We start from the raw sequence: 20,322 nt of genomic DNA, 5'->3' as shown, positions 1-20,322 counted from the left end.
CCTCGACGGAAGCGGCCTTCGTGAAGGAGGCGGTCTTACTTGACGGCAGCCTTGAGCTTGGAACCGGCGGTCACCTTGACACGCTTGCCGGCCGGGATCTTGATCTCGGCGCCGGTCTGCGGGTTGCGGCCCGTGCGGGCGGCCGTGTCGACCTGCTCGAACGAGATCCAGCCCGGGATCGAGACCTTGCTGCCCTTGGCAACGGCGTCGGAGACCGAGGAGAACAGAGCGTCGAGCACACCGGAGACGGTGGCCTGGCTCTGGCCGGTGGCGGAAGCGATGCTCGCGACGAGCTCGGTCTTGGTGATGGACTTGTCAGCCATGTCATCCTCCAGCGACGAGGATCCCGTCGCATCGTTGGTGTGACGGAGGGCGGCTGCCCCCCGGTGGTCGTTCGACCGCCTCGAATGTACCAACCACGGCCGACATTTCCGCGTCATTTCGCGGGTTTTGACGTTTTCGGCGGCGTGTCGGGCCACATTCGTCACTCCCGTAACAGCCTTGACAGCGGTTCGGGCGACCGGCTGGGAGGAGAACGCGCGATCAGGAGGATCGAAACGGGCGTTTCGATCCTCCCGATCGCGCGTTTCCCTCCGGTGCTGCGGGGGTCATCGGGCGAGGTGGAGCCCTTGAGCGACGGCGGTCATGATCAGGGCCTGCACCTCGGTCCAGTGATTCATGATCTGGTCGTATCCGATGCGGATGACGTGGTAGCCGTGCAGCTTCAGCAGGGCGTCATGAGCGATGTCCTCGGTGCGCTGCGCCCCGACGTGCGTTCCGCCGTCGATCTGGATCACGAGTCGATCGCCGATGAGCCGATCGACCCAATGCCCGAGGACCCACGCCTGCTGGACGAGCGGCAGTTTCAGCCATGCCAACCGATGCACGACGATCGACTCGAGCCCCGAGTCCGACCAGAGCGAGGCCTGCGTCACGATGCTCCGCGCCCGAGCGGGCAGGGGCAGGCGGAGCACCTCATGCTTCTGCACGCGTCCGTTGCGCAGCGCTGATTCCCACAACGTGACGGCATCTTCGCGGACGAGGCAGGAGGTGGCGATGACCAGCGCGTTGACCAGCAGATCCTCCACGGCGCCCGGCATCCGCGCGAGGATGGGCCGGTTCCAGTGCACCACCGCTTCTGGCGCGGCCACGTGCCCGGCAGTCGGCGGCGCGCCGACATGCAGCGCGTCCACTTTCCGCACCCAGAGCTTCTGTCGCTTGGCCAGCGTGATGCAGGTCAGGACGACACCGCGTCGTGCCGCCCCGACGAGGATCGGGTCGGCGTCCGGGAGAGCGACCCAGCCCTTGCGGATCCTCGTGACGGCGCCTGCGGTCTTGGCCTTGCGCAAGGCGTGGATGGTGACGCCAGTGCCGAGCAGCGCTCGCACCTGCGCGACGCCGCCGAGTCGGCGCAGTTCGATGATCGGGTCCATCGCCCGAGCATCGCGGTCGGGCGACGGGGAGCGCGGGTCGTTTCCCGCGGAATCCTCGGATGCCGTGGACAGGAACGTGCTTCTCCCGCGCGGTGCAGGGCGAGTCCGGCGTGCCCCGGCATCCGGCCGTGTGCCGACATGCGCATCCGCGGCGGCATCCGCACCCGCATCCGCATCCGCATCCGCATCCGGACGGGAGGAGAAAGCACGAATGGGAGGATCGAAACAGGCGTTTCGATCCTCCCATTCGCGGGAAGTCCTCCCGTCCGGGGAGGGCACGCACGAAAAAGGGCGGGATTCCGAAGAATCCCGCCCTTTCAGAAAGCGATGCTTACCAGCTGGACTTGGTCACGCCGGGCAGCTCGCCCCGGTGCGCCATGTCGCGGAAGCGGACACGCGAGATGCCGAACTTCGTCAGCACGCCACGGGGGCGGCCGTCGATGGCGTCACGCGAACGGACGCGAGCCGGCGACGCGTTGCGGGGCAGCTTCTGCAGGCCCACGCGTGCGGCCTCACGGGCCTCGTCGGTGGCGTTCGGGTCGACGAGCGTCTTCTTCAGCTCGGCGCGACGCTCGGCGTAGCGCTCGACGATGACCTTGCGCTGCTCGTTGCGAGCGATCTTGCTCTTCTTAGCCATGGATCAACGCTCCTCTCGGAATTCGACGTGCTTGCGGACCACCGGGTCGTACTTCTTCAGCACGAGGCGGTCGGGGGTGTTGCGACGGTTCTTCTTGGTCACGTAGGTGTAACCGGTGCCCGCCGTCGAGCGGAGCTTGATGATCGGACGGACGTCCTGTGCCTTCTTGGCCATTAGAGCTTCACACCCTTCGCCTTGAGGTCGGCGACAACCTTCTCGATGCCGCGCGCGTCGATCACCTTGATGCCCTTGGCGGACACGTTGAGCGTGATCTTACGACCGAGCGACGGGACGTAGTAAGTCTTCTTCTGCACGTTCGGGTCGAAGCGGCGCTTCGTCCGGCGGTGCGAGTGCGAGACGTTGTGACCGAAGCCGGGAACAGCTCCAGTCACCTGGCACACTGCTGCCATGTGATTACTCCTTCAATACCGTGAGACCGGACGGCCTCACCCAAGATCCCTTGTCTGCGTGCCGTCCTTGCGGGCCCGGCATGCGAACTGCGCACAGGAGTGTGCGCAGACAAAGAGTCAGTCTAGCACCCTTCGGCGCGCTCCGCTCACTCGCTCGGCGCGGATGCCGCAGCCGCCCCTCGGCCCCACCGGAACGCCGAGACCGTGGGGTCGCCGGGGATCCAGAAGCGCCAGGGGAAGGCATCCGTCCCCGCGTGACCTGCGACGCCGACCCGCGGGCCGCTCGCGACCTCGCTCAACGGGTCGTCGAGCCACAGCTCGGCCTGTGCTCCGGACCACTCGGCACCGGTGACGGCATCGATGCCGTCATGGCGCGGATGCCTCAGGCCGGACACCTGCCCGAACCGCCCCGGCCCCCTGGCAAGGTCGCGCCCCGTGCGTCCGGACCGGGATGCCGCGGCATCCTGCCCCTCGAGGACCTCGCCCGCCCGGAGCAGCACACCGCCGGCGACGCCCTCCGGCCCGGAGACGACGTTGACGCAGGAGTGGATGCCGTGACTCAGGTACACGTACAGGTGTCCCGGCTCGCCCCACATCGTGGCGTTCCGCGCCGTGCGACCCATCCTGGCGTGCGAGCCGGGGTCGGGGACGAGCCCTGTTCCCTGCCCGTGATACGCCTCGGCCTCGGTGATCCGAAGCGTCACAGGAATGCCGTCGACGACGGTCCTCAGCCGCCCGCCGAGCAGCCGAGGCGCGACCTCGAGCGGGAGGCCTTCGAGCTCCTCGCGCGCAGCCCTGTGCAGCACGGGTCAGAACACCGGTCCCACCGGGCACCACGAGATGTCGAACCCGGTGACCGGGACGATCTCCTCGCCCGTCTCGGTGTCGAGCACGTGCGTGTGCAGCGTCTGCGGAAGCGGGGCGAGCAGGTCGTCGTACGGGTTATCCGCCAGGTCGGGCGCGACCGTGACGGCGGTGTACTGGCCGCTCGGCGACGGGCACACCTGCAGGATCGTGTCCGTGCTCGGCACCTCGAGGATCGGGGTCGCCGCACCGTCCTCGTCGACACGGATCACGGCCTGGCCGGTGGGCAGACCCTCCGCATCGCGCGTGACGATGTGCCGCAGCGTTCCGCCGGGGAACGGAGCGATGGTCGTCGCGACGCCGTAGTCCGGTTCGGATGCCGCGAGCGGCGCCTCCGAGCCGTCGGCGAGGTTCAGTTCGACGATGCTGCCGTCGGTGCGCTCGATGATCGCGGTGTACGTTCCCCGCGAGACGCCCATGATGCTCAGCGCCGTCCCCAGGGCCTGCGTCCCGGCATCCGACGAGAGATCCTCGAGAGCGAGCGCACCCTCCCAGTCGATGAACAGGACGGCGGCGGAGTCGGGCACGAACTCCCACTCCGCGATGCTGGACTCGGCGTCGGCGACCTCGACGATGCGCGGCTCGCCCGAGCCGTCGATCGGCTGCGTGACGAGCACGCTGGCACGTCCGCTGGATTCGGTGAGCTCGCGGTCGGAGTACGTGTAGCCGACGAGGCCGCCGCGGTCGGACACCTGCACACCGGTGACGAACCCGTCGCCGGGGAGCTCCAGCTCGCGCTGCTCGGAGCCGTCGCGGTTCATGACGAGGACGGACGAACCCTCCTCGTCCTCGACGGCGACGACGAGCTGCGTGGTGGTCGCACGGTAATCGTCGATGCGCTCGGCAGTGAACACCGGAACGGCCTTCTCACCCGTGAGGTCGGTGCGGAAGATGCTGTCGGCACCCTCGGCATCCCGCTTCAGCAGGAACACCTCGGACGGCGGTGTCGTGAACGTCGTCGTCAGGTCGGTGGACGGACCTCCGCCGGTGCTCGCGACGTCGGCGACCCGCACCGAGTAGGTCGTCTCGTCGTCGAGCGGCACGGTGAAGCGGATGCCGACGCTGCGCCCTGCGGCGTCGACCGTGAACGGCACGGCAGGTTCGACCGACACCTGCTCCGGGTCGATCGCGGTCAGCGGCTGGTTCGTCGTGAGGATCAGGCGGCTTCCGGAGACCTCGATCGCCTGTGCGGGGTCGATCTGCTCGGAGACGAGGCGTGGCCCCTGGGTGAGGCTGATGATGCCGAGCGTCGCTCCGACGAGCGCCAGGACGCCGAGGACCGACACCAGCAGGATGCCGAAGCGGTGGTCGCGCCAGGTGCCGGTCTTCTCGGATTCCGGGTGCACGGCCGCGGGCGAGGACGGCACGGCGGGCTCTGGGGCATCGACGGGCTCTGACGGGTCGGCGGGCTCGGCGGGAATCGTCGCGTCTGGTTCCGTCTCGCCCTGCGAGGCGACCATGTCGGCCGCCTTCGCGGCCGGAACCGGCTCGGGAGCGGCCTCCGTCACGGGCTCGTACCCCGAGGAGGTGGCGCGGATCGCCGCATCGAACGCCGAGACGCGACCATCCTCGGCACCTGCGGGCGCGGGCCCGGGCGAGGCATCACGAGAGGGGGCACGATTCGCCGCTTCCGCCTCCGCACTGCGGCCATCCGGGGCACCTGCCGGCGCGGGCGCCTCCTCCGCAGCATCCGGAGCGCCTCGGGTCGCCGCCTCTTCCGCGGCGGCGGCCTCGGCCGCAGCCCGCAGCGCGCGCATCTCGGCCCTGGTCCGCGGCTGGTCGGGAGAATCAGTACTCATACGGATCCCCCGGCTCGTCGATCGGGGTGACCTCGGTGGGCTCGACGCTCAGGGTGCCGTCGACGTCCGCTGTGATCGTGCCGGTGATCTCGACCCACTGCCCCACCTCGTAGTCGCTCGACCACGACGCGGAGACCACCGGAATGGATGCCGGCTGCGCATCGATCACGCAGTGCGTGATCACCAGGCGCGAGAGGTTCATCTCGTCATCCGATTCGCCGGGGGTGACGAAGCCGGTGAGCGTCACGGTCGAGCCGTCGTAGCTCTCCGGACGGGTGGCGGTGGCGAACACGCTCGACCAGTCCCCCACGCCGAACGTCGACGTGTCCGCGACGCCGAGGGTGACGGTGTCGGCCCCCGCGAACAGGGTGCCGGCCTCGCCCGCTCGTGACATCGCGAGCTCGACGGACAGCGATGCCGGCGGCAGCACGAGTCCGGCGATGACGACGCCGGACGCCACGACGCCCGCCGCGATGCTTCCGACGGCCGCGAGCGTGCGCTTCACCGACGGGGCGTCCGCGTCCGCGTCCACGGCGTCCGTCCCGTGGTCGTGATCGTGATCCATCTCCTCGCCGAGCGGGAGCGTGCACGACCACACCGCACCCGCGAGAGTCACGACGGCGCCGGCGACCGCGAACCACACCGACTCGGGGCTGATGTACAACGACAGCCGTCCGGTGAACGCGAGGCCGAGCGTGACGACGGACAGCCCCGTGGCGAGGCCGACGCCGAGCCAGCGCGACCACAGCGCGCGACGACGCGAGACCTGCTCAGACAAAGACGTTCACCCCGATCCCGATGACGAACGCGCTCAGCAGCACGACGCCGACGATCCCGACCAGGGTGCGGCTGGTGAAGGTGGTGCGCATCAGCGCGAGCATCTTGATGTCGACCAGCGGGCCGACGAGCAGGAACGCCACGATCGCGCCCGGCGAGAACGTCGACGCGAACGAGAGAGCGAAGAAGGCGTCCACGTTCGAGCAGATCGCGACGGTCATGGCCAGCGCCATCATCGCGACGATCGACAGCACCGGGTTCGACCCGATCGCGAGCAGCACGTCGCGCGGGATCAGCACCTGCACGGCACCGGCGACGGCGGATCCGATCACGAGCGCCGGCATCACGGCTCGCAGCTCGATGAGGAACTGGGTGAGGCTGCGGCGAACGGGCGTGCCGTGCTCGTGCGTGACCCGATCGCACGTCGCGACGAACCGCTCGGTGAGCAGGGCGTCCGGCGAGGGGTGGCGACTGTAGATCCAGCCGATGAGGTTCGCGATGAGGTATCCGCCGACGAGGCGTGCGACGAGGATGCCGCCGTCCCACCCGAAGGCGGCATGGGTGGTCAGGATCACGATCGGGTTCACGATCGGCGCCGCCATGAGGAACGTCAGCGCCTCGGCCGGGGCGAGACCGCGCATCATCAGACCGCGCGCGAACGGAACGTTGCCGCACTCGCACACCGGGATCAGCATCCCGAGCAGCGACAGCACCGCCCTGCGCGCCCAGGCGCGGCGCGGCAGCCAGCGCTGGATCGCGTCCGCCGGCAGCCACACCTGCACGACGATCGACAGCACGACACCGAGGATCACGAACGGCAGCGCCTCGATCAGCACGCTGAGCGACAGGGTCAATCCGTCCTGGACGCGGTTCGGCAGCGAGACCGAGTACAGGGTCGGCAGCACGAGGTCGATGACGAACAGCACCGCGAGGATGCCGAGGCCGATGGCCACGCCGATGATCGGCGACGGGCGACGGTCCCGGTCGCCCAGGCCGGCCGAAGGTCGGGAAGTCAGCACGTTCACGCGGTGGCCGACTCCTGCGCCTGCTTCTTGTTCGCGCACGGGGTGCACAGCCCGAAGATGTCCACGACGTGCGCGGCCTCGGTGAAACCGTGCAGCGCCGCGGTGCGGTGGGCCCAGGCCTCGACGTCGGTGGCCTCGATCTCGACCGTGAGGCCGCACGAGCGGCAGATGAGGTGATGGTGGTGCCCCTGCGTCGAGCAGGCACGGTAGAGGGCTTCGCCTTCGGGGCTCTGCAACGAGTCGGCGTCGCCGGACGCCGCGAGACCCGCGAGGGCGCGATAGACGGTCGCCAGCCCGATGCCGGTGTTCTCGTCCCGGAGGGTGGCGTGCAGGGACTGGGCGCTGACGAACCCGCGCGCATCGGCGAGGGCGTCGCGCACGCGCTCGCGCTGCCATGTGTTGCGCTGAGCCATACCGACGATTCTAGGCGGCGGGGCTTGCGCGGGGCTGGGAGCCCTCTCACCCCGCCTGGCCCCCGGCGGCGCCGTCGTGCTGCTCAAGCCGTCCGGCGCACGCGTCCGCGCTGGTGCTGGACGACCCAGCAGACGACGTAGATGAGGAACGAGATCGTGGTGATGTAGGGGCTCACCGGCAGCGTTCCGGCGAGCGCGAGAAGGATGCCGCCGACCGCGGAGACGAAACCGAACAGCGCGGCCAGCAGCGGCACCACCAGCGGCCCCGCCGCCACGCGCATCGCGGCCGCGGCGGGGGTCACGAGCAGGGCCATCACGAGCAGCGCACCGATGATGTGCACTGCGACGGCGACGATCAGCCCCAACAGCACCATGAAGAGGAGGCTTATGCCCCTGGTCGGGATGCCGCGGGCCGACGCCGCCACGGGATCCAGCGAGTCGAAGCGCAGCGGGTTCCACATCAGCAGGAGCCCCAGCAGCACGACGACGCAGATGCCGATCAGCCAGCCGAGGTCGGGATTCGACACCGAGACGATCTGGCCGGTGAGCAGGCTGAAGCGGTTCGCGCTGCGGCCGTCGTACAGCGACAGGAACAGGATGCCGAGGCCGAGTCCGAACGGCATGAGCACGCCGACGATCGAATTGCGGTCCCGCGCTTTCGAGCCGAGCAGCCCGATGAGGATCGCGGCGACGAGCGCGCCGCCGATCGAGCCGACCACGACGCTCCCGCCGAACAACAGAGCGGCCGCCGCACCGGCGAATGACAGTTCGCTGATGCCGTGCACGGCGAACGCGAGATCGCGCTGCATGACGAAGACGCCGATGAGACCGCCCACGAGCCCGAGAATCGCACCCGCGATGATCGAGTTCGACAGCAGCGCGACGAGCGCGCCGTAGTCCTCGAACGAGAAGACGTCGCTCCAGTCGACCATCGGGGCGATCATGCGCGCCCCTCCGCGAGCGTGGTGCCGTCGGTGTCGAGCACCTGCGTCGGAGAGAAGCGCTTGCGCCGGCGATCTCCGGCGAATTCGTCCGAAGCTGGCGCATTTCTCCGCGCGAAGCGCACGCTCTTCGGGGCGATCATGCGTGCTCCTCGTGGTCGTGGTGCGGCTCGGCATCCGGGATTCCGACGACGACGAGGCGGTCGCCGGCCCGCAGCACGAAGACGGGAGTACCGTACAGGTCGGTCAGCACGCGGCTCTGCAGCACCTCGTCCGGGGTGCCGAGCACGAATCGCCCACCGGCGATGTAGAGGATGCGGTCGACGCGGCCGAGGATCGGGTTGATGTCGTGCGTGACGAACAGCACGGCGGCGCCGTCCCGGCGCTGCCGGTCGATGATGTCGGTGACCGCGCGCTGATTCGCGAGATCGAGAGCCGAGAGCGGCTCGTCGCACAGCAGCAGGTCGGGATGATCGGCCAGCGCCTGGCCGACGCGCAGCCGCTGCTGCTCGCCGCCCGAGAGCTGACCCACCCTGCGGTCGGCGAACTCGGTCGCGCCGACCGCGGATAAGAGCGAATCGACCCGCTCGGAGTCTCCTCTGCGCGGCAGCGGGAAGCCGAACCGGGTGCCCTGCACTCCGAGCGAGACGACGTCGCGCGCGCGCATGCTGGTGTCCGGCGGAAAGGGACGCTGCTGCGGGATGTACCCGATGCGCGGGTTGCCGCGGTGCACCGGCTGGCCGCCGACGCGGATGCTGCCTGCGGAGAGGTCCTGCAGCCCGAGGATGGCGCGCAGCAGCGTCGTCTTGCCGGAGCCCGACGGCCCGAGCACGGCGATGAACTCCCCCGGTCGGACATCGAGGTCGAGCCCTGCCCAGAGTTCACGGTCGCCGCGTTGGATCGCGGCGTCACGGATCGTCAGGATCGGAGCGGCGTCGTCGTGCGCGGGTTCGAGGCCCGCCGCGCTCACGATGCGAGCGCGTCGGCGAGGTTCTGGATCGCGTCGGCCATCCACTCAGAGTACGACGATCCGTCCTCGAGCAGCTCCGTGAAGGCGACGACGGGGATGCCGGCGGCCTCTGCGGTGTCCTCCACGCGCGTCGTCTCGGCTCCACCGGTCTGCGCGTTGGTCAGCACGACGGCGGCATCGCCGGCCTCGATGACCTCGATCGCGGCGAGCAGCGTGGCCGGCGCGACATCGGTGCCTTCCTCGACGGACTCGGCGAAGCCCTCAGGGGTCACATCGGTGAGACCGGCGGCTTCGGCGAGGTAGCCGGGCAGCGGCTCGGTCATGAAGAATCCGGTGCCCGCGTACTGGCTGTTCAGCTCGGCCAGGTCGGCCTCGGAGCTCTCGAGGTCGGCGATGATGTCATCCGCAGCGGCGGTGAAGTCCGCCTCCCCGTCGGGGTCGAGCGCCGACAGTTCGGCGGCGATGTCCTCCACGACGTGGATCATCGTGTGCGGGTCGAACCAGACGTGCTCGTTGAACCCCTCGATGTGGTCGTGGCCCTCGTGCTCCTCGGCGTGCTCGTCCTCGGCGTGCGCCTCGTCGGTGTGCTCTTCCTCGGTGTGCTCGTCCTCGTGCGCGTGGGCCTCGGCATCCTCTTCGTGGCCCTCGTTGCCGGGGTAGTCGTGCGCGAACTCGACCGCGGTGATGGTCGCGGCATCCGATCCCTCGAGCAGGTCCTCGATGAACGAGTCGTACCCGCCGCCGTTCTCGATGACGAGGTCGGCCTCCTGCACGGTGAGACGGTCGCGAGCCGAGGCCTCGTACGAGTGCGGGTCCTGCGAGGCCGAATCGATGATCGACGTGACCGAGACCCGGTCGCCGCCGATCTGCTCGGCGAGCGAGCCGTAGATGTTCGTGGTCGCGATCACGGTGACGCCGTCTGTACCGCCCTCCGCCGACGGCGTGGTCGCGCATCCGGCCAGGGCGATGGCGGAGACGGACACGAGCGCGATGGCGGCGACGGACTTCTTCATACCCTCATCGTACGTTCATGAGAATGATTCTCAAAATCGGCTCGGCCCCGACCCACACGACGCGAATGGCCGCCTCGACGAGATCGAGACGGCCCTTCGCGACACCAGGGTCAGGCGGTCGGTGCGATCCAGACCGTGGTCTCGCCCGGGACGGATGCCTCGGCATCCGCGCCGCTGGAGAGCACGACGGCGCCCGTGTCCGCGTCGAGCGCGAACGGCTCGGTGCCGAAGTTGGTCACGACCTGCCATCCGTTCGGGCGGACGAACCGCAGCACGTCCTCACGTCCCGTCTCAAGCCATTCGAGCGTCTCACCCGTCTGCAGTTCGTGCCGAAGCGCCAGCGCACGGCGATAGAACGACAGCGTCGACGCCGGATCGGATGCCTCGGCGTCCACCGCGTACTCGGCGAACCAGGCGGGCTGCGGAAGGTGCGAGCCGGCAGAGCCGAACCCGAAGGACGCGCCGTCGGCGGTCCACGGCAGCGGAACGCGGCATCCGTCGCGGCCGAGACCGTCGAATGCACCGCCCCGGAAGAAGGCCGGGTCCTGGCGCTGCTCGGCGGTGATCGCCGCCACCTCGTGCAGACCCAGCTCCTCGCCCTGGTAGAGGTACGTGCTGCCGGGCAGGCCCAGCAGCAGCAGCGTGGCCGCGCGTGCACGGCGCAGGCCGCCCTCCCGATCGAGCTGATCCTCCGGTCCGCCGGCGGCGACCCACTCGGTGCCCTGCTTGACCCGGCGACCGGCGAGCGGCGGCAGGCCGTAGCGGGTCGCGTGCCGCGTGACATCGTGGTTGGACAGCACCCACGTCGTCGACGAACCCGTCACCAGAGCCTCGGCGAGGTTGACGGTGATGAGCGTGCGGAACTGCGTCGCGTCGAAATCCGCGACGAGCAGGTCGAAGTTGAACGCCTGACCGAGACCGTCGGCCGAGGCGTACTTCGCGCGGCGCTCCGGCGTCTCGACCCAGGCCTCTGCCACGGCGGTCCGAGGCGGATCGTAGGAGTTGAAGACCTTGCGCCACTCGGCGTACACCTCGTGCACGTCGTCGCGGTCGAACAGCGGGTGGTTGCCGTCGCGCGGGATCGCCTCCAGCTCGACGCTGCTCGGCAGCGGGTCCGCGAGATCCTTGGTCAGCATGTGGGCGACGTCGATGCGGAAGCCGTCCACTCCGCGGTCCGACCAGAACCGCAGCGTCTCGAGGAAGTCCTCGCGGACCTCCGGGTTCGCCCAGTTCAGATCCGGCTGCTCGACGGCGAAGTGGTGGAAGTACCACTGCCCGTCCTCGACGCGCTCCCACGCGCCGCCGCCGAACGTCGACTGCCAGTCCGTCGGGGGCTCGGAGCCGTCCGGCCCCGTGCCCTCGCGGAAGATGTAGCGGTCGCGCGCCGCGGAGCCTCGACCAGCGGCGAGCGCCTCCTGGAACCAGGCGTGCAGGTTCGAGGTGTGGTTGGGCACGATGTCGACGACGACGCGGATGCCGCGTGCGTGCAGCGCCTCGACCATCGCGTCGAAGTCCGCCAGCGTCCCGAGCCGGGGGTCGACATCGCGGTAGTCGGCCACGTCGTACCCGCCGTCGGCGAGCGCGGACGGGTAGAACGGGCTCAGCCACACGGCGTCGACGCCCAGCTCGGCGAGATAGTCGACGCGGGACAGGATGCCGGGGATGTCGCCCAGCCCGTCGCCGTTCGCGTCCGCGAAGCTGCGGGGATAGATCTGGTAGACGACCGCCTGGCGCCACCAGGCCGGGGTCTCCTGGTCGGCGGGCGTTTCGATGACGAGCGCATCGGTCATGAGAGCGGGAACTCCTTCGGTGTTCGGGGTGGTTCGGATGGACTGGGTGCGACGCGTCAGCCCTTGACGGCGCCCTGGGTGACGCCCTCCATGACCCAGCGCTGCGTGAACAGGTAGGCCACGATCGCGGGCGCCATGGCCATGAGGTACGAGGCGAACGACACGTTGTAGTTGTTGCTGAACTGGGTCTGGAACAGGTTCTGTCTCACGGGCAGCGTCTGCATGGCGGGGTCGGAGATGATCAGCGACGGCATCATGAAGTCGTTCCAGGCGTACAGGAAGGCGAAGATGCCGACGGTGGCGCTCATCGGGGCGAGCAGCGGGAAGATGAGCCGCCAGAACGTCTGCCAGGTCGTGGCGCCGTCGATGCGCGCGCTCTCCTCGAGCTCGATCGGAATCGAGCGCAGGAACGCGGTGAACAGGAGGACGCTGAAGCTGAGCTGGAACATCGTGGCCAGGATGATGACCCCGAGCGGGTTGTCCAGTCCTACTCGTCCGGTGAGCTGGATCTGCGGGAGCGCGACGACGGGGAACGGGATGAACATCGCCGCGAGCAGGTAGAAGAACGAGTATCGGAACAGTCGGCGATCCCAGTTGCGCACGATCGCGTAGGACGCGAACGCGGCCAGGATGATCGTCGCGACCACGGTGCCCGCCGTCACCAGCAGCGAGATCAGTGCGCCGACGGGGAACTTCGTGAGGTTCCAGGCGGCGACGAACCCGTCGATCGAGAACGGGGCGGGCAGCGAGAACGCGTTGCCGTCCACCGCCTGACCTGTCGTCTTGAACGCCATCGAGATCGTGACGTACAGCGGCAGCAGGACCGTGACGGTGCACAGGATCAGGATGATCGTCCCCGACCAGTTGACCCGCTCCATGCGGACGCGCGGTCGGCGCCCTGCGGCGGTCTGGGTGGTGATGGTCTCGGTCGACATCAGAATGCGTTCCTTCCGCGCGTCAGCGAGAGCTGAAGGAGGGAGATGAGGACGGCGACGATGAAGAAGATGGTCGCGTTGGCCATCTGGTAGGCGTAGTCGCCGCCGTTGAAGCCCGCGATGATCGTCATCGCGACGCTGCGGGTGGACGTTCCAGGACCGCCGTTGGTGAGGCCGACGATGATGTCGTAGGCGTTCAGGAAGCCCTTGAAGCCGAGGATGACGTTGATCACGACGTAACCGGCGACCAGCGGGATCGTGATGCGGGTCAGCTGCTGCGTCTTGTTCGCGCCGTCGATGCTCGCGGCCTCGTAGACCTCGCCGGGCACCGAGAGGAGTCCTGCGATGTAGATGAGCAGCGTCCCGGGGATCGCCTGCCAGGCGGTCACGATCACGATCGCGACCCAGGCCAGATCCGGGTTCGCGAGCAGACTCGTCTCCAGCCACCCGACGCCCAGCGCCGACCCGAGAGCGGGCAAGGAGTTGGAGAACAGAAAGTTGAAGACGTAGGCGATGATGATGCCCGAGATCACCATCGGGATCACGAAGATCGTCCGCAGGCCGGTGTTGAAGCGCACGCGCGACGTGAGCCCGACCGCGAGCAGGAAGGCCACGATGTTGACCACGATGACGGTCGCGATCGAGAACCCGAACGTGAACAGGTAGCTCTGCAGGATCGCCGGATCGCTGAACAGCGCGATGTAGTTCGTCAGCCCGATGAAGTTCCACTCGCCGATGCCGATCGAGTCCGTGAAGCTGAAGAAGATCCCGATGACCCCAGGCACCGTGATGGCGAGCGTGAACAGCAGCACGCTCGGCAGCAGGAACAGATAGTAGATCGGCTCGACGCGGCGCGACGTGCGTCGGACCTTCGCGTCTCCCCGCGTGACGATGGTCGTCGTCGTGCTCATCCCTGGGACTCCTTCGTCTCGGTCGAGGGCGCCGGCGCGCGGAAGGCCAGGCGCGCCCAGTCGGCGTCCATCGTGGCCAGGAGCGCGTTCGGGTCGCCGCCGAGCACCATGGCCTGTGTGTAGTTGAAGACCGGGATGGTCTTGGGGACCAGCACGGATGGCCCCTGGTAGACCTGCCCTGCGTCGTAGTACGGGATCATCCCGGCGATGCGAGAATCGTCGGGCGCCTCGGCATCCTTCGTGGGTGTGAAGCCGAGCTGGGAGGCGTTGTAGGCCTCGATGTTCTCGGGCAGATAGAGGTACTCGAGGAAGTCGCGCGCGGCGTCCTGGTGCTTCGAGCCTTCGGGGATCATGGCCGCGAGGTCCATGTTGACCCGCACCGCGAGGTCGTCGGGGTCGTCGGTCATCGGCAGCGGGAAGGTCCCCAGAGCCAGGTCCGGCGCGGTCTTCGCGATCTCGCTGAAGGCCCACGGCCCCTGCAGGTACATCGCCGCCTCGCCCTTCGCGAAGGCGAGGTTTCCGTCGCCGTAGCCGCGACTGGGGGCGTCCTCGTTGACATAGGACTCGGTGAGCTGCAGCATCCGATCCATGGGCTCTGCGAAGTCCTTCTGGAACGACACATCCGAATCCGGTCCGACGTCGCCGCCCTCGGCGGCCAGATCGTCGAAGAACTCGAGCACGTCGAGCGACCCGCCCACCGCGTAGTCGTACCAGCCCTGGCCGACCGTCCAGTCGTCCTTGAAGGTGCCGTAGAACGGCGTGACTCCGGCGGCCTGAAGCGTGTCGCACGCGGCGAGCAGCTCGCTCCAGGTCTCGGGGACCTCGATGCCGTGCGCATCGAAGATCTCCTTGTTGTAGATGACGGATGCCGCCATCACCGAGTACGGCAGAGCGCTCGTGCGGCCCTCGCACGAACCGTACTGGTTCATCAGGGCGCCGAGGTCTTCGCGGATGCCGGCGGCGGCGTCGGTGTCGGACACATCGGTCAGCGCGCAGCGCTGGATGAAGCGCGCGACCTCGTAGTTGTAGTTCGCGAGCATGATGTCCGGCGGGTTCCCCCGGACGAAGCTCGCGGAGATGACGTCGGGTCCCGAGGTGTCGATCTCGACGCGCACGTCGTCCTGCGACGCGTTGTATTCGGCGACGAGATCGGTCATGAAGGTGATCGCCTCGCGCTTGTTGAACGTGAAGCGGATGGTCTCCCGCCCGTCGGCGGAGCAGCCGGCGAGCGCCGTCCCGATCAGGGCGAACGCGGCCGCTCCGGCGGCCCATCGCATCGCGGATGTGGATTTCACAGACACCGTCGTCCTTCCGTATTTCACCAGACGTAGATCCGAGGATTAAATCTAGTGAGCAAATTTACTTCGCTGGACGGTACTCTCTCATTGGAGGACTGGGGAGGTCAAGCGCCGTGTCAGAAGTCGCAGGCGATCTCGGCACCGGCCGCGCGAGCGTCGGGGCCGTGCTCGACTTCGCGTGGGACGCCGGTGTCTTCACCGCCACCGACGCCATGGCGCAGACGTCCCTGACGCGATCGACCGCGATCGAGGCGATCGACACCCTCGTGAGCTTGGGCGTCCTGCACGAGCTTCCGAACGCGCGCGAGGCGGGGAGTTATCGGTCCGGCCGCCCGGCGCGACGGTTCACCCTCGCGAGCGATCTGGGCGTCGTCGTCGGGATGGATGCCGGCGACACCCACCTGGCGGTCACGGTCGCCGACCCGCTCGAGCGCACCCTCGTCCATCACCGCACGGACCTCGACCCCACGCACTCCCCCGACGAGCGCCGCGCGGTGATCCTCGCGCAGCTGCAGCAGGCGCTCGATGAGGCGGGCGCCTCGCCGGACGCCGTGCTCGCGATCTGCGTCGGCGTCGCCGCGCCGGTGAACCGCGACGGCGTCTCCCCGCCGCATCCGCTGGGGTTCTGGGAGCGCACGAACCCGCAGCTCGCGCATGCTCTCACCGGCCTCGCACCGGTCGTCGAGGTCAAGAACGACGCGCTGCTCGCGGCCGTCGCCGAGGGGTCGGATCCACGCGGCGCCGCGATCGGATGCCGTGACTACGTGGCCCTGCTCGCGGGAGAGCGCTTCGGCGGCGGGGTCGTCGTCGACGGACAGCTGCTGCACGGCGCGCACGGCGGCGTGGGCGAGGGCGTCGTGTTCGACCACATCATCGGCGTCGGGTCCGCCTTCGGTCTCGGACCGGCGCTGCAGACCCGGGTGCGCGAAGCCCTCGCCGAGGGCGAGATCCCCGCGGAGGGCCCGACCGGACAGCTCGCCGCCGCGCGCCGCATCGACCCGCGCGCGGTACTCGACCTCGCGGCATCCGGCGATCCGGACGCCGCGCTCGTCGTCGACAGGGTCGGGCGGACTCTCGCCAGGATCGTCGGCGTGCTGGGCAGCATGTACGACCCGGCGAAGGTGATCATCTGCGGCGCGGTCGCGGAGAGCATCGAGCCGGTGCTCGCCGCCGCCCGCGGCATCCTGCCGGCGCAGTTGCATCTGCCGGCCCCCGAGCTCGTGGCCTCAGCCCTGGGCGCCGAGGTCGTCTCGCTCGGCGCCGTGGCGACGGCGCGGCGCGCGGCGCGGGAACGGGCCGTCCCGCAGCGCGCCGTGCAGCGTCTCGCGGCGCGCTGACCGGCATCCGGCGGCGGCTGAAACCGAGGCGCCCGACGGATGCGGAAGCCGAGGCACCGGCCGTCTGCGAAGGCCGAGGCACGCGCCAGAACCGGCGGCCGGGCATCCGGGTGCGAGAACCGCCGGCCACGGCAGGCGAACCGGGCGCCGACATGCCAGATGTCGGACCGTTCTCCCGAAAGCGTCCGACAAGTGGTGTGTCGGCCCCCGATCCGGCGGCGCGGACGGCCGGGCCGAGCCGCGGTCAGTCGACGAGCAGCGCCGGCTCCTCGAGGATCGCCGCGACATCCGCGACGAAACGGCTCATGCTGTCGCCGTCGATCACGCGGTGATCGAACGAACCGGCGACCGTCGTGACGTAGCGCGGACGCACCTCGCCGTCGACGACCCACGGCTTCTGGCTGATCGTGCCCATCGCGACGATGCCCGCCTCGCCGGGGTTGATGATCGGAGTGCCGGCGTCCATCCCGAACACCCCGATATTGGTGATCGTGATCGTGCCGCCCTGCTGGTCGGCCGGCGCCGTCTTGCCTTCGCGGGCCGTGAGCGTCAGGCGGTTCAGGGCGCGGGCCAGGTCCTTCATGCTGAGGTCCTGCGCGTCCTTGATGTTCGGCACGAGCAGTCCGCGCGGAGTCGCCGCGGCGATGCCGAGGTTCACGTAGTGGCGGACGCGGATCTCGGCGCCGTTCTCGGTCTCGACCCACGCCGCGTTGACCATGGGGTTGCGACGGACCGCCCAGATCACCGCGCGCGCGACGATGAGCAGCGGAGAGACGCGGATGTCGGCGTAGTCCGGTGAGGTCTTCAGCCGCTTGACGAGCTCCATGGTCCGCGTGGCGTCGACGTCCTTCCACACGGTCACGTGCGGCGCGGTGTACGCGCTCTGCACCATCGCGTTCGCGCTGGCCTTGCGAACGCCCTTGACCGGGATCGCCTCGCTGCGCGCCTCGGCATCCTGTGCGGCGGGAACCGCGGATGCCGTCGGCGCCAGCCCGCGCGCCACACCGACCGGTGCGGACTGCGGCGCGGGAACCGTCTCCTCGCGCACCTCGCCCCACTCCGGCGTCTCGATGTTGCGGAACACGCTGGCCTGCGATGCATGCTTGACGACGTCGTCGCGGAGGACCTCGCCATCAGCGCCCGTCGGGGTGACAGACGCGAGTTCGACGCCGAGATCGCGGGCGAGCTTGCGGATCGGCGGCTTCGCGATCACCCCGACCGACGAGCGGACGGGTCGCTGCGCCGCACGCTTGCGCCGCGAGGTCGCCCCCGTGCCGCTGCCGTAGCCGACGAGCACCGACCCGCCGCCCTCCTCAGCGGCGGGGGCGGCCGTCGGCGCAGCGGGGGCGGCCGCGGCATCCGAGACGAAGGAGATGATCGGTGTGCCCACCTCCACCGTCGTCCCCTCGGCGACGAGCAGCTCGCCGACCGTGCCGGCGTGCGGCGAGGGGAGCTCGACGAGCGACTTGGCCGTCTCGATCTCGCAGATCACGTCGTTGATGGCGACCTGGTCGCCCGGGGCGACCTTCCAGGCGACGATCTCGGCCTCGGTCAGGCCCTCGCCGACGTCGGGGAGGGTGAAGTTCTGCGTGCTCATGGTCATGCCCTTCGATCAGTAGGCCAGGGAGCGGTCGACGGCCTCGAGGATGCGATCGGCATCCGGGAGGAAGACGCCCTCGAGCTTCGCGGGTGGGAACGGGACGTCGAAGCCGGACACGCGCAGCACCGGCGCCTCGAGCGCGTAGAAGGCCTGCTCCATGACGGTCGCGGAGATCTCGCTGCCGACGCTCACGAAACCGTGCGCCTCCTGCGCGTAGACCATGCGTCCGGTCTTGCGGATCGAGTCGAGGATCGGCCCGTAGTCCACCGGAGACAGGGAACGGACGTCGACGACCTCGCAGCTCGTGCCCTCGGCCTCCGCCAGCGCCGCCGCCTGCAGCAGCGTCGTCACCATGGCACCGTGGCCGACGAGCGTGACGTCGGTGCCCTGCCGAACGACGCGGGAGGAGTGCAGCGGCACGGCGGGGGCCGACAGGTCGACCTCGCCCTTGGTCCAGTACCGGCTCTTCGGCTCCATGAAGATGACGGGATCGTTCGAGCGGATCGCGTCCTGGATCATCCAGTACGCGTCGTTCGGCGTCGACGGACTCACCACGCGCAGCCCTGGGGTGTGCGCGAAGTACGCCTCCGGGCTCTCCTGGTGATGCTCGACTGCGCCGATGTGTCCGCCGTACGGGATGCGGATCACGATGGGCAGGCTGAGCCGGCCGTCGTGACGATTGGTGAGCTTCGCGAGCTGCGTCGTGATCTGGTCGAACGCCGGGAACACGAAGCCGTCGAACTGGATCTCGATGACGGGGCGGAACCCCGCCATCGCCAGGCCGATCGCCGAGCCGACGATCCCGGACTCCGCCAGCGGCGTGTCCAGCACGCGCTGCGTGCCGAAGTCGCGCTGCAGATGCTCGGTGATGCGGAAGACGCCGCCGAGCTTGCCGATGTCCTCGCCCATGAGCAGGACCTTCGCGTCGTCTTCCATGGCCTTGCGCAGGCCGGCGTTGAGCGCCTTGCTGAACGGCATCGTGTCGATCGTCATGCCTGCTCTCCCTCGAACGACGCCTCGTAGCGCGCCAGCCACTCGCGCTGCTGCTCGAGCAGCGGATGGGGCTCGCTGTACACGTTGGTGAACATCGTCTCGGCCGTGGGCGGCTGGAGTTCCAGCGTGCGGACACGCAGATCCTCGGCAGCGTCGGTGGCTTCGGTCTCGACGTCGGAGAAGAAGGATGCCGCGGCACCTCGCCCTTCCAGGAACGCGCGCATGCGGACGATCGGGTCGCGCTCAGCCCAGGACTGCTCCTCGTCGCTGCCCCGGTACTTCGTCGGGTCATCGCTCGTGGTGTGCGCGCCCAGGCGGTAGGTGACGGCCTCGATCGCCCGCGGGCCGTGGCCGCTGCGCGCCTCTTCGAGCGCTGTGCGCGAGACGGCGTAGCTGGCCAGCACGTCGTTGCCGTCGACGCGGACGCTCGGGATGCCGTAGCCGGTGCTGCGCTCGACGAGCGGGACGCGGGACTGCGTGGAAACGGGCACGGAGATCGCCCAGTGGTTGTTCTGCAGGAAGAAAACGGTCGGCGCCTGGTAGCTGGCGGCGAACACCATCGCCTCGTGCACGTCGCCCTGGCTGGATGCGCCGTCGCCGTAGTAGACGACCACGGCCTCGTCGTGCTCCGGGTCACCGGTGCCGGTGCGGCCGTCGAAGGTGAGGCCCATCGCGTAGCCGACGGCGTGCAGTGTCTGCGAACCCAGCACCAGCGTGTACAGGCGGGTGTTCCCGTTCTTGGGGTCGCTCGGATCCCAGCCCCCGTGCGAGACGCCGCGCATCAGCTTGATGATGTCGAGGGGATCGACGCCGCGGATGCGGGTGACGGCGTGCTCGCGGTACGACGGGAAGATCGTGTCCTGCGTGCGGGCGGCGCGGGCGGAGCCGACCTGTGCGGCCTCCTGGCCGCGGCTCGGCGGCCAGAGCGCGAGCTGTCCCTGACGCTGCAGGTTCGTGGCCTGGGTGTCGATGGCGCGGATGACGACCATGTCGCGGTAGAACTGCTCGAGCTCCGCGTCGCTGATCGCGTCGATCAGCGACAGGTACGGCTCGGCGGCGGCGCTCGGTGCGAAGCTGCCGTCCGCCTCGAGGACGCGGACGAGAGGGGTCTCAGATGAGGTCACCCGCCCCACGCTACCCGCGCTCGCATGCCCCGTCACGCATAGCTAGGGGGTC

The 20,322-nt window shown here is 69.3% G+C and carries 22 protein-coding genes; 1 reads left to right on the top strand and 21 read right to left on the bottom strand.

The features are described from left to right. Window positions 1–35: 35 nt before the first annotated feature. From OED01_RS00405 to OED01_RS00320, 18 genes are all read right to left on the bottom strand, one after another. On the bottom strand, window positions 36–323 hold the full coding sequence (locus tag OED01_RS00405) for an HU family DNA-binding protein (RefSeq protein ID WP_120230127.1): 288 nt from the start codon (window positions 321–323) through the stop codon (window positions 36–38). A 285-nt stretch (window positions 324–608) separates the two neighbouring features. Further along, window positions 609–1,433 (bottom strand): endonuclease domain-containing protein, encoded by an 825-nt coding sequence (locus OED01_RS00400; RefSeq protein ID WP_264156414.1) that lies wholly within the window; start codon window positions 1,431–1,433, stop codon window positions 609–611. A gap of 331 nt (window positions 1,434–1,764) precedes the next feature. Further along, the gene (gene rpsN, locus OED01_RS00395; RefSeq protein ID WP_264156413.1) at window positions 1,765–2,070 is read right to left on the bottom strand and encodes a 30S ribosomal protein S14; all 306 of its coding nucleotides are present in this window, start codon (window positions 2,068–2,070) and stop codon (window positions 1,765–1,767) included. A gap of 3 nt (window positions 2,071–2,073) precedes the next feature. Next, complete coding sequence (rpmG, locus tag OED01_RS00390) at window positions 2,074–2,244, bottom strand: 50S ribosomal protein L33 (protein ID WP_046014935.1); 171 nt, start codon at window positions 2,242–2,244, stop codon at window positions 2,074–2,076. Beyond that, window positions 2,244–2,480 carry a 50S ribosomal protein L28 gene (gene rpmB / locus OED01_RS00385; protein WP_120226966.1) on the bottom strand — a complete coding sequence of 79 codons (237 nt, stop codon included), beginning with the start codon at window positions 2,478–2,480 and terminating at the stop codon, window positions 2,244–2,246. The genes rpmG and rpmB overlap by 1 nt, the downstream gene beginning before the upstream one ends. Before the next feature lie 146 nt (window positions 2,481–2,626). After that, the gene (locus OED01_RS00380) at window positions 2,627–3,286 is read right to left on the bottom strand and encodes a DNA-3-methyladenine glycosylase (protein ID WP_264156412.1); all 660 of its coding nucleotides are present in this window, start codon (window positions 3,284–3,286) and stop codon (window positions 2,627–2,629) included. Between the two features lie 3 nt (window positions 3,287–3,289). Next, entirely contained in the window at window positions 3,290–5,143 is a 1,854-nt protein-coding gene (locus OED01_RS00375) for a hypothetical protein (RefSeq protein ID WP_264156411.1), read from the bottom strand. Further along, window positions 5,133–5,921 (bottom strand): TIGR03943 family putative permease subunit, encoded by a 789-nt coding sequence (locus tag OED01_RS00370; RefSeq protein WP_264156410.1) that lies wholly within the window; start codon window positions 5,919–5,921, stop codon window positions 5,133–5,135. Before OED01_RS00370 ends, OED01_RS00375 begins: the two co-directional genes overlap by 11 nt. After that, entirely contained in the window at window positions 5,914–6,882 is a 969-nt protein-coding gene (locus OED01_RS00365) for a permease (protein WP_413231637.1), read from the bottom strand. The genes OED01_RS00370 and OED01_RS00365 overlap by 8 nt, the downstream gene beginning before the upstream one ends. A gap of 59 nt (window positions 6,883–6,941) precedes the next feature. Continuing rightward, complete coding sequence (locus OED01_RS00360) at window positions 6,942–7,358, bottom strand: Fur family transcriptional regulator (protein ID WP_264156409.1); 417 nt, start codon at window positions 7,356–7,358, stop codon at window positions 6,942–6,944. 83 nt (window positions 7,359–7,441) lie between these two features. Then, complete coding sequence (locus OED01_RS00355; RefSeq protein ID WP_264156408.1) at window positions 7,442–8,302, bottom strand: metal ABC transporter permease; 861 nt, start codon at window positions 8,300–8,302, stop codon at window positions 7,442–7,444. After that, window positions 8,299–8,442, bottom strand: coding sequence for a hypothetical protein (locus OED01_RS00350; RefSeq protein WP_264156407.1), 144 nt, complete (start codon window positions 8,440–8,442; stop codon window positions 8,299–8,301). Before OED01_RS00350 ends, OED01_RS00355 begins: the two co-directional genes overlap by 4 nt. Continuing rightward, on the bottom strand, window positions 8,439–9,269 hold the full coding sequence (locus OED01_RS00345) for a metal ABC transporter ATP-binding protein (protein WP_264156406.1): 831 nt from the start codon (window positions 9,267–9,269) through the stop codon (window positions 8,439–8,441). Before OED01_RS00345 ends, OED01_RS00350 begins: the two co-directional genes overlap by 4 nt. Next, window positions 9,266–10,282, bottom strand: a complete 1,017-nt coding sequence (locus tag OED01_RS00340) for a metal ABC transporter solute-binding protein, Zn/Mn family (RefSeq protein ID WP_264156405.1) — start codon at window positions 10,280–10,282, stop codon at window positions 9,266–9,268. Before OED01_RS00340 ends, OED01_RS00345 begins: the two co-directional genes overlap by 4 nt. A gap of 110 nt (window positions 10,283–10,392) precedes the next feature. Then, window positions 10,393–12,072 carry a glycoside hydrolase family 13 protein gene (locus tag OED01_RS00335; protein ID WP_264156404.1) on the bottom strand — a complete coding sequence of 560 codons (1,680 nt, stop codon included), beginning with the start codon at window positions 12,070–12,072 and terminating at the stop codon, window positions 10,393–10,395. 56 nt (window positions 12,073–12,128) lie between these two features. Then, window positions 12,129–13,007, bottom strand: coding sequence for a carbohydrate ABC transporter permease (locus OED01_RS00330; protein WP_264156403.1), 879 nt, complete (start codon window positions 13,005–13,007; stop codon window positions 12,129–12,131). Then, a complete protein-coding gene (locus tag OED01_RS00325; RefSeq protein ID WP_264156402.1) occupies window positions 13,007–13,918 on the bottom strand; it encodes a carbohydrate ABC transporter permease in 912 nt (303 codons plus the stop codon). The genes OED01_RS00330 and OED01_RS00325 overlap by 1 nt, the downstream gene beginning before the upstream one ends. Then, the gene (locus tag OED01_RS00320; RefSeq protein WP_413231636.1) at window positions 13,915–15,195 is read right to left on the bottom strand and encodes an ABC transporter substrate-binding protein; all 1,281 of its coding nucleotides are present in this window, start codon (window positions 15,193–15,195) and stop codon (window positions 13,915–13,917) included. Before OED01_RS00320 ends, OED01_RS00325 begins: the two co-directional genes overlap by 4 nt. A gap of 134 nt (window positions 15,196–15,329) precedes the next feature. On the opposite strand from OED01_RS00320, the gene OED01_RS00315 reads away from it, so the two are divergent. Then, window positions 15,330–16,553, top strand: a complete 1,224-nt coding sequence (locus OED01_RS00315; protein ID WP_264156400.1) for an ROK family protein — start codon at window positions 15,330–15,332, stop codon at window positions 16,551–16,553. Window positions 16,554–16,797: 244 nt separating this feature from the next. Here OED01_RS00315 and OED01_RS00310 read toward each other — a convergent pair whose 3' ends face one another. From OED01_RS00310 to pdhA, 3 genes are read right to left on the bottom strand one after another with little or no spacing between them, the layout of a single operon-like run. Further along, window positions 16,798–18,150 (bottom strand): dihydrolipoamide acetyltransferase family protein, encoded by a 1,353-nt coding sequence (locus OED01_RS00310; protein ID WP_264156399.1) that lies wholly within the window; start codon window positions 18,148–18,150, stop codon window positions 16,798–16,800. Between the two features lie 15 nt (window positions 18,151–18,165). After that, entirely contained in the window at window positions 18,166–19,146 is a 981-nt protein-coding gene (locus tag OED01_RS00305; protein ID WP_264156398.1) for an alpha-ketoacid dehydrogenase subunit beta, read from the bottom strand. Continuing rightward, window positions 19,143–20,270, bottom strand: a complete 1,128-nt coding sequence (gene pdhA / locus OED01_RS00300) for a pyruvate dehydrogenase (acetyl-transferring) E1 component subunit alpha (RefSeq protein WP_264156397.1) — start codon at window positions 20,268–20,270, stop codon at window positions 19,143–19,145. Before pdhA ends, OED01_RS00305 begins: the two co-directional genes overlap by 4 nt. Window positions 20,271–20,322 lie beyond the last annotated feature (52 nt).

The sequence above is a fragment of the Microbacterium sp. M28 genome (genome assembly GCF_025836995.1).
In the GTDB taxonomy this organism is placed as follows: domain Bacteria; phylum Actinomycetota; class Actinomycetes; order Actinomycetales; family Microbacteriaceae; genus Microbacterium.
The sequence above is the reverse complement of the archived record's forward strand: the minus strand, read 5'-3'. Positions and strand labels throughout refer to the sequence as shown.

What these genes read in the sequence shown, in the direction of transcription:
- OED01_RS00405 (WP_120230127.1), bottom strand. Translation starts at nt 323, where the DNA reads ATGGCTGACAAGTCCATCACCAAGACCGAGCTCGTCGCGAGCATCGCT.
- OED01_RS00400 (WP_264156414.1), bottom strand. Translation starts at nt 1,433, where the DNA reads ATGGACCCGATCATCGAACTGCGCCGACTCGGCGGCGTCGCGCAGGTG.
- rpsN (WP_264156413.1), bottom strand. Translation starts at nt 2,070, where the DNA reads ATGGCTAAGAAGAGCAAGATCGCTCGCAACGAGCAGCGCAAGGTCATC.
- rpmG (WP_046014935.1), bottom strand. Translation starts at nt 2,244, where the DNA reads ATGGCCAAGAAGGCACAGGACGTCCGTCCGATCATCAAGCTCCGCTCG.
- rpmB (WP_120226966.1), bottom strand. Translation starts at nt 2,480, where the DNA reads ATGGCAGCAGTGTGCCAGGTGACTGGAGCTGTTCCCGGCTTCGGTCAC.
- OED01_RS00375 (WP_264156411.1), bottom strand. Translation starts at nt 5,143, where the DNA reads ATGAGTACTGATTCTCCCGACCAGCCGCGGACCAGGGCCGAGATGCGC.
- OED01_RS00360 (WP_264156409.1), bottom strand. Translation starts at nt 7,358, where the DNA reads ATGGCTCAGCGCAACACATGGCAGCGCGAGCGCGTGCGCGACGCCCTC.
- OED01_RS00355 (WP_264156408.1), bottom strand. Translation starts at nt 8,302, where the DNA reads ATGATCGCCCCGATGGTCGACTGGAGCGACGTCTTCTCGTTCGAGGAC.
- OED01_RS00350 (WP_264156407.1), bottom strand. Translation starts at nt 8,442, where the DNA reads ATGATCGCCCCGAAGAGCGTGCGCTTCGCGCGGAGAAATGCGCCAGCT.
- OED01_RS00340 (WP_264156405.1), bottom strand. Translation starts at nt 10,282, where the DNA reads ATGAAGAAGTCCGTCGCCGCCATCGCGCTCGTGTCCGTCTCCGCCATC.
- OED01_RS00335 (WP_264156404.1), bottom strand. Translation starts at nt 12,072, where the DNA reads ATGACCGATGCGCTCGTCATCGAAACGCCCGCCGACCAGGAGACCCCG.
- OED01_RS00330 (WP_264156403.1), bottom strand. Translation starts at nt 13,007, where the DNA reads ATGTCGACCGAGACCATCACCACCCAGACCGCCGCAGGGCGCCGACCG.
- OED01_RS00325 (WP_264156402.1), bottom strand. Translation starts at nt 13,918, where the DNA reads ATGAGCACGACGACGACCATCGTCACGCGGGGAGACGCGAAGGTCCGA.
- OED01_RS00320 (WP_413231636.1), bottom strand. Translation starts at nt 15,195, where the DNA reads ATGCGATGGGCCGCCGGAGCGGCCGCGTTCGCCCTGATCGGGACGGCG.
- OED01_RS00310 (WP_264156399.1), bottom strand. Translation starts at nt 18,150, where the DNA reads ATGAGCACGCAGAACTTCACCCTCCCCGACGTCGGCGAGGGCCTGACC.
- OED01_RS00305 (WP_264156398.1), bottom strand. Translation starts at nt 19,146, where the DNA reads ATGACGATCGACACGATGCCGTTCAGCAAGGCGCTCAACGCCGGCCTG.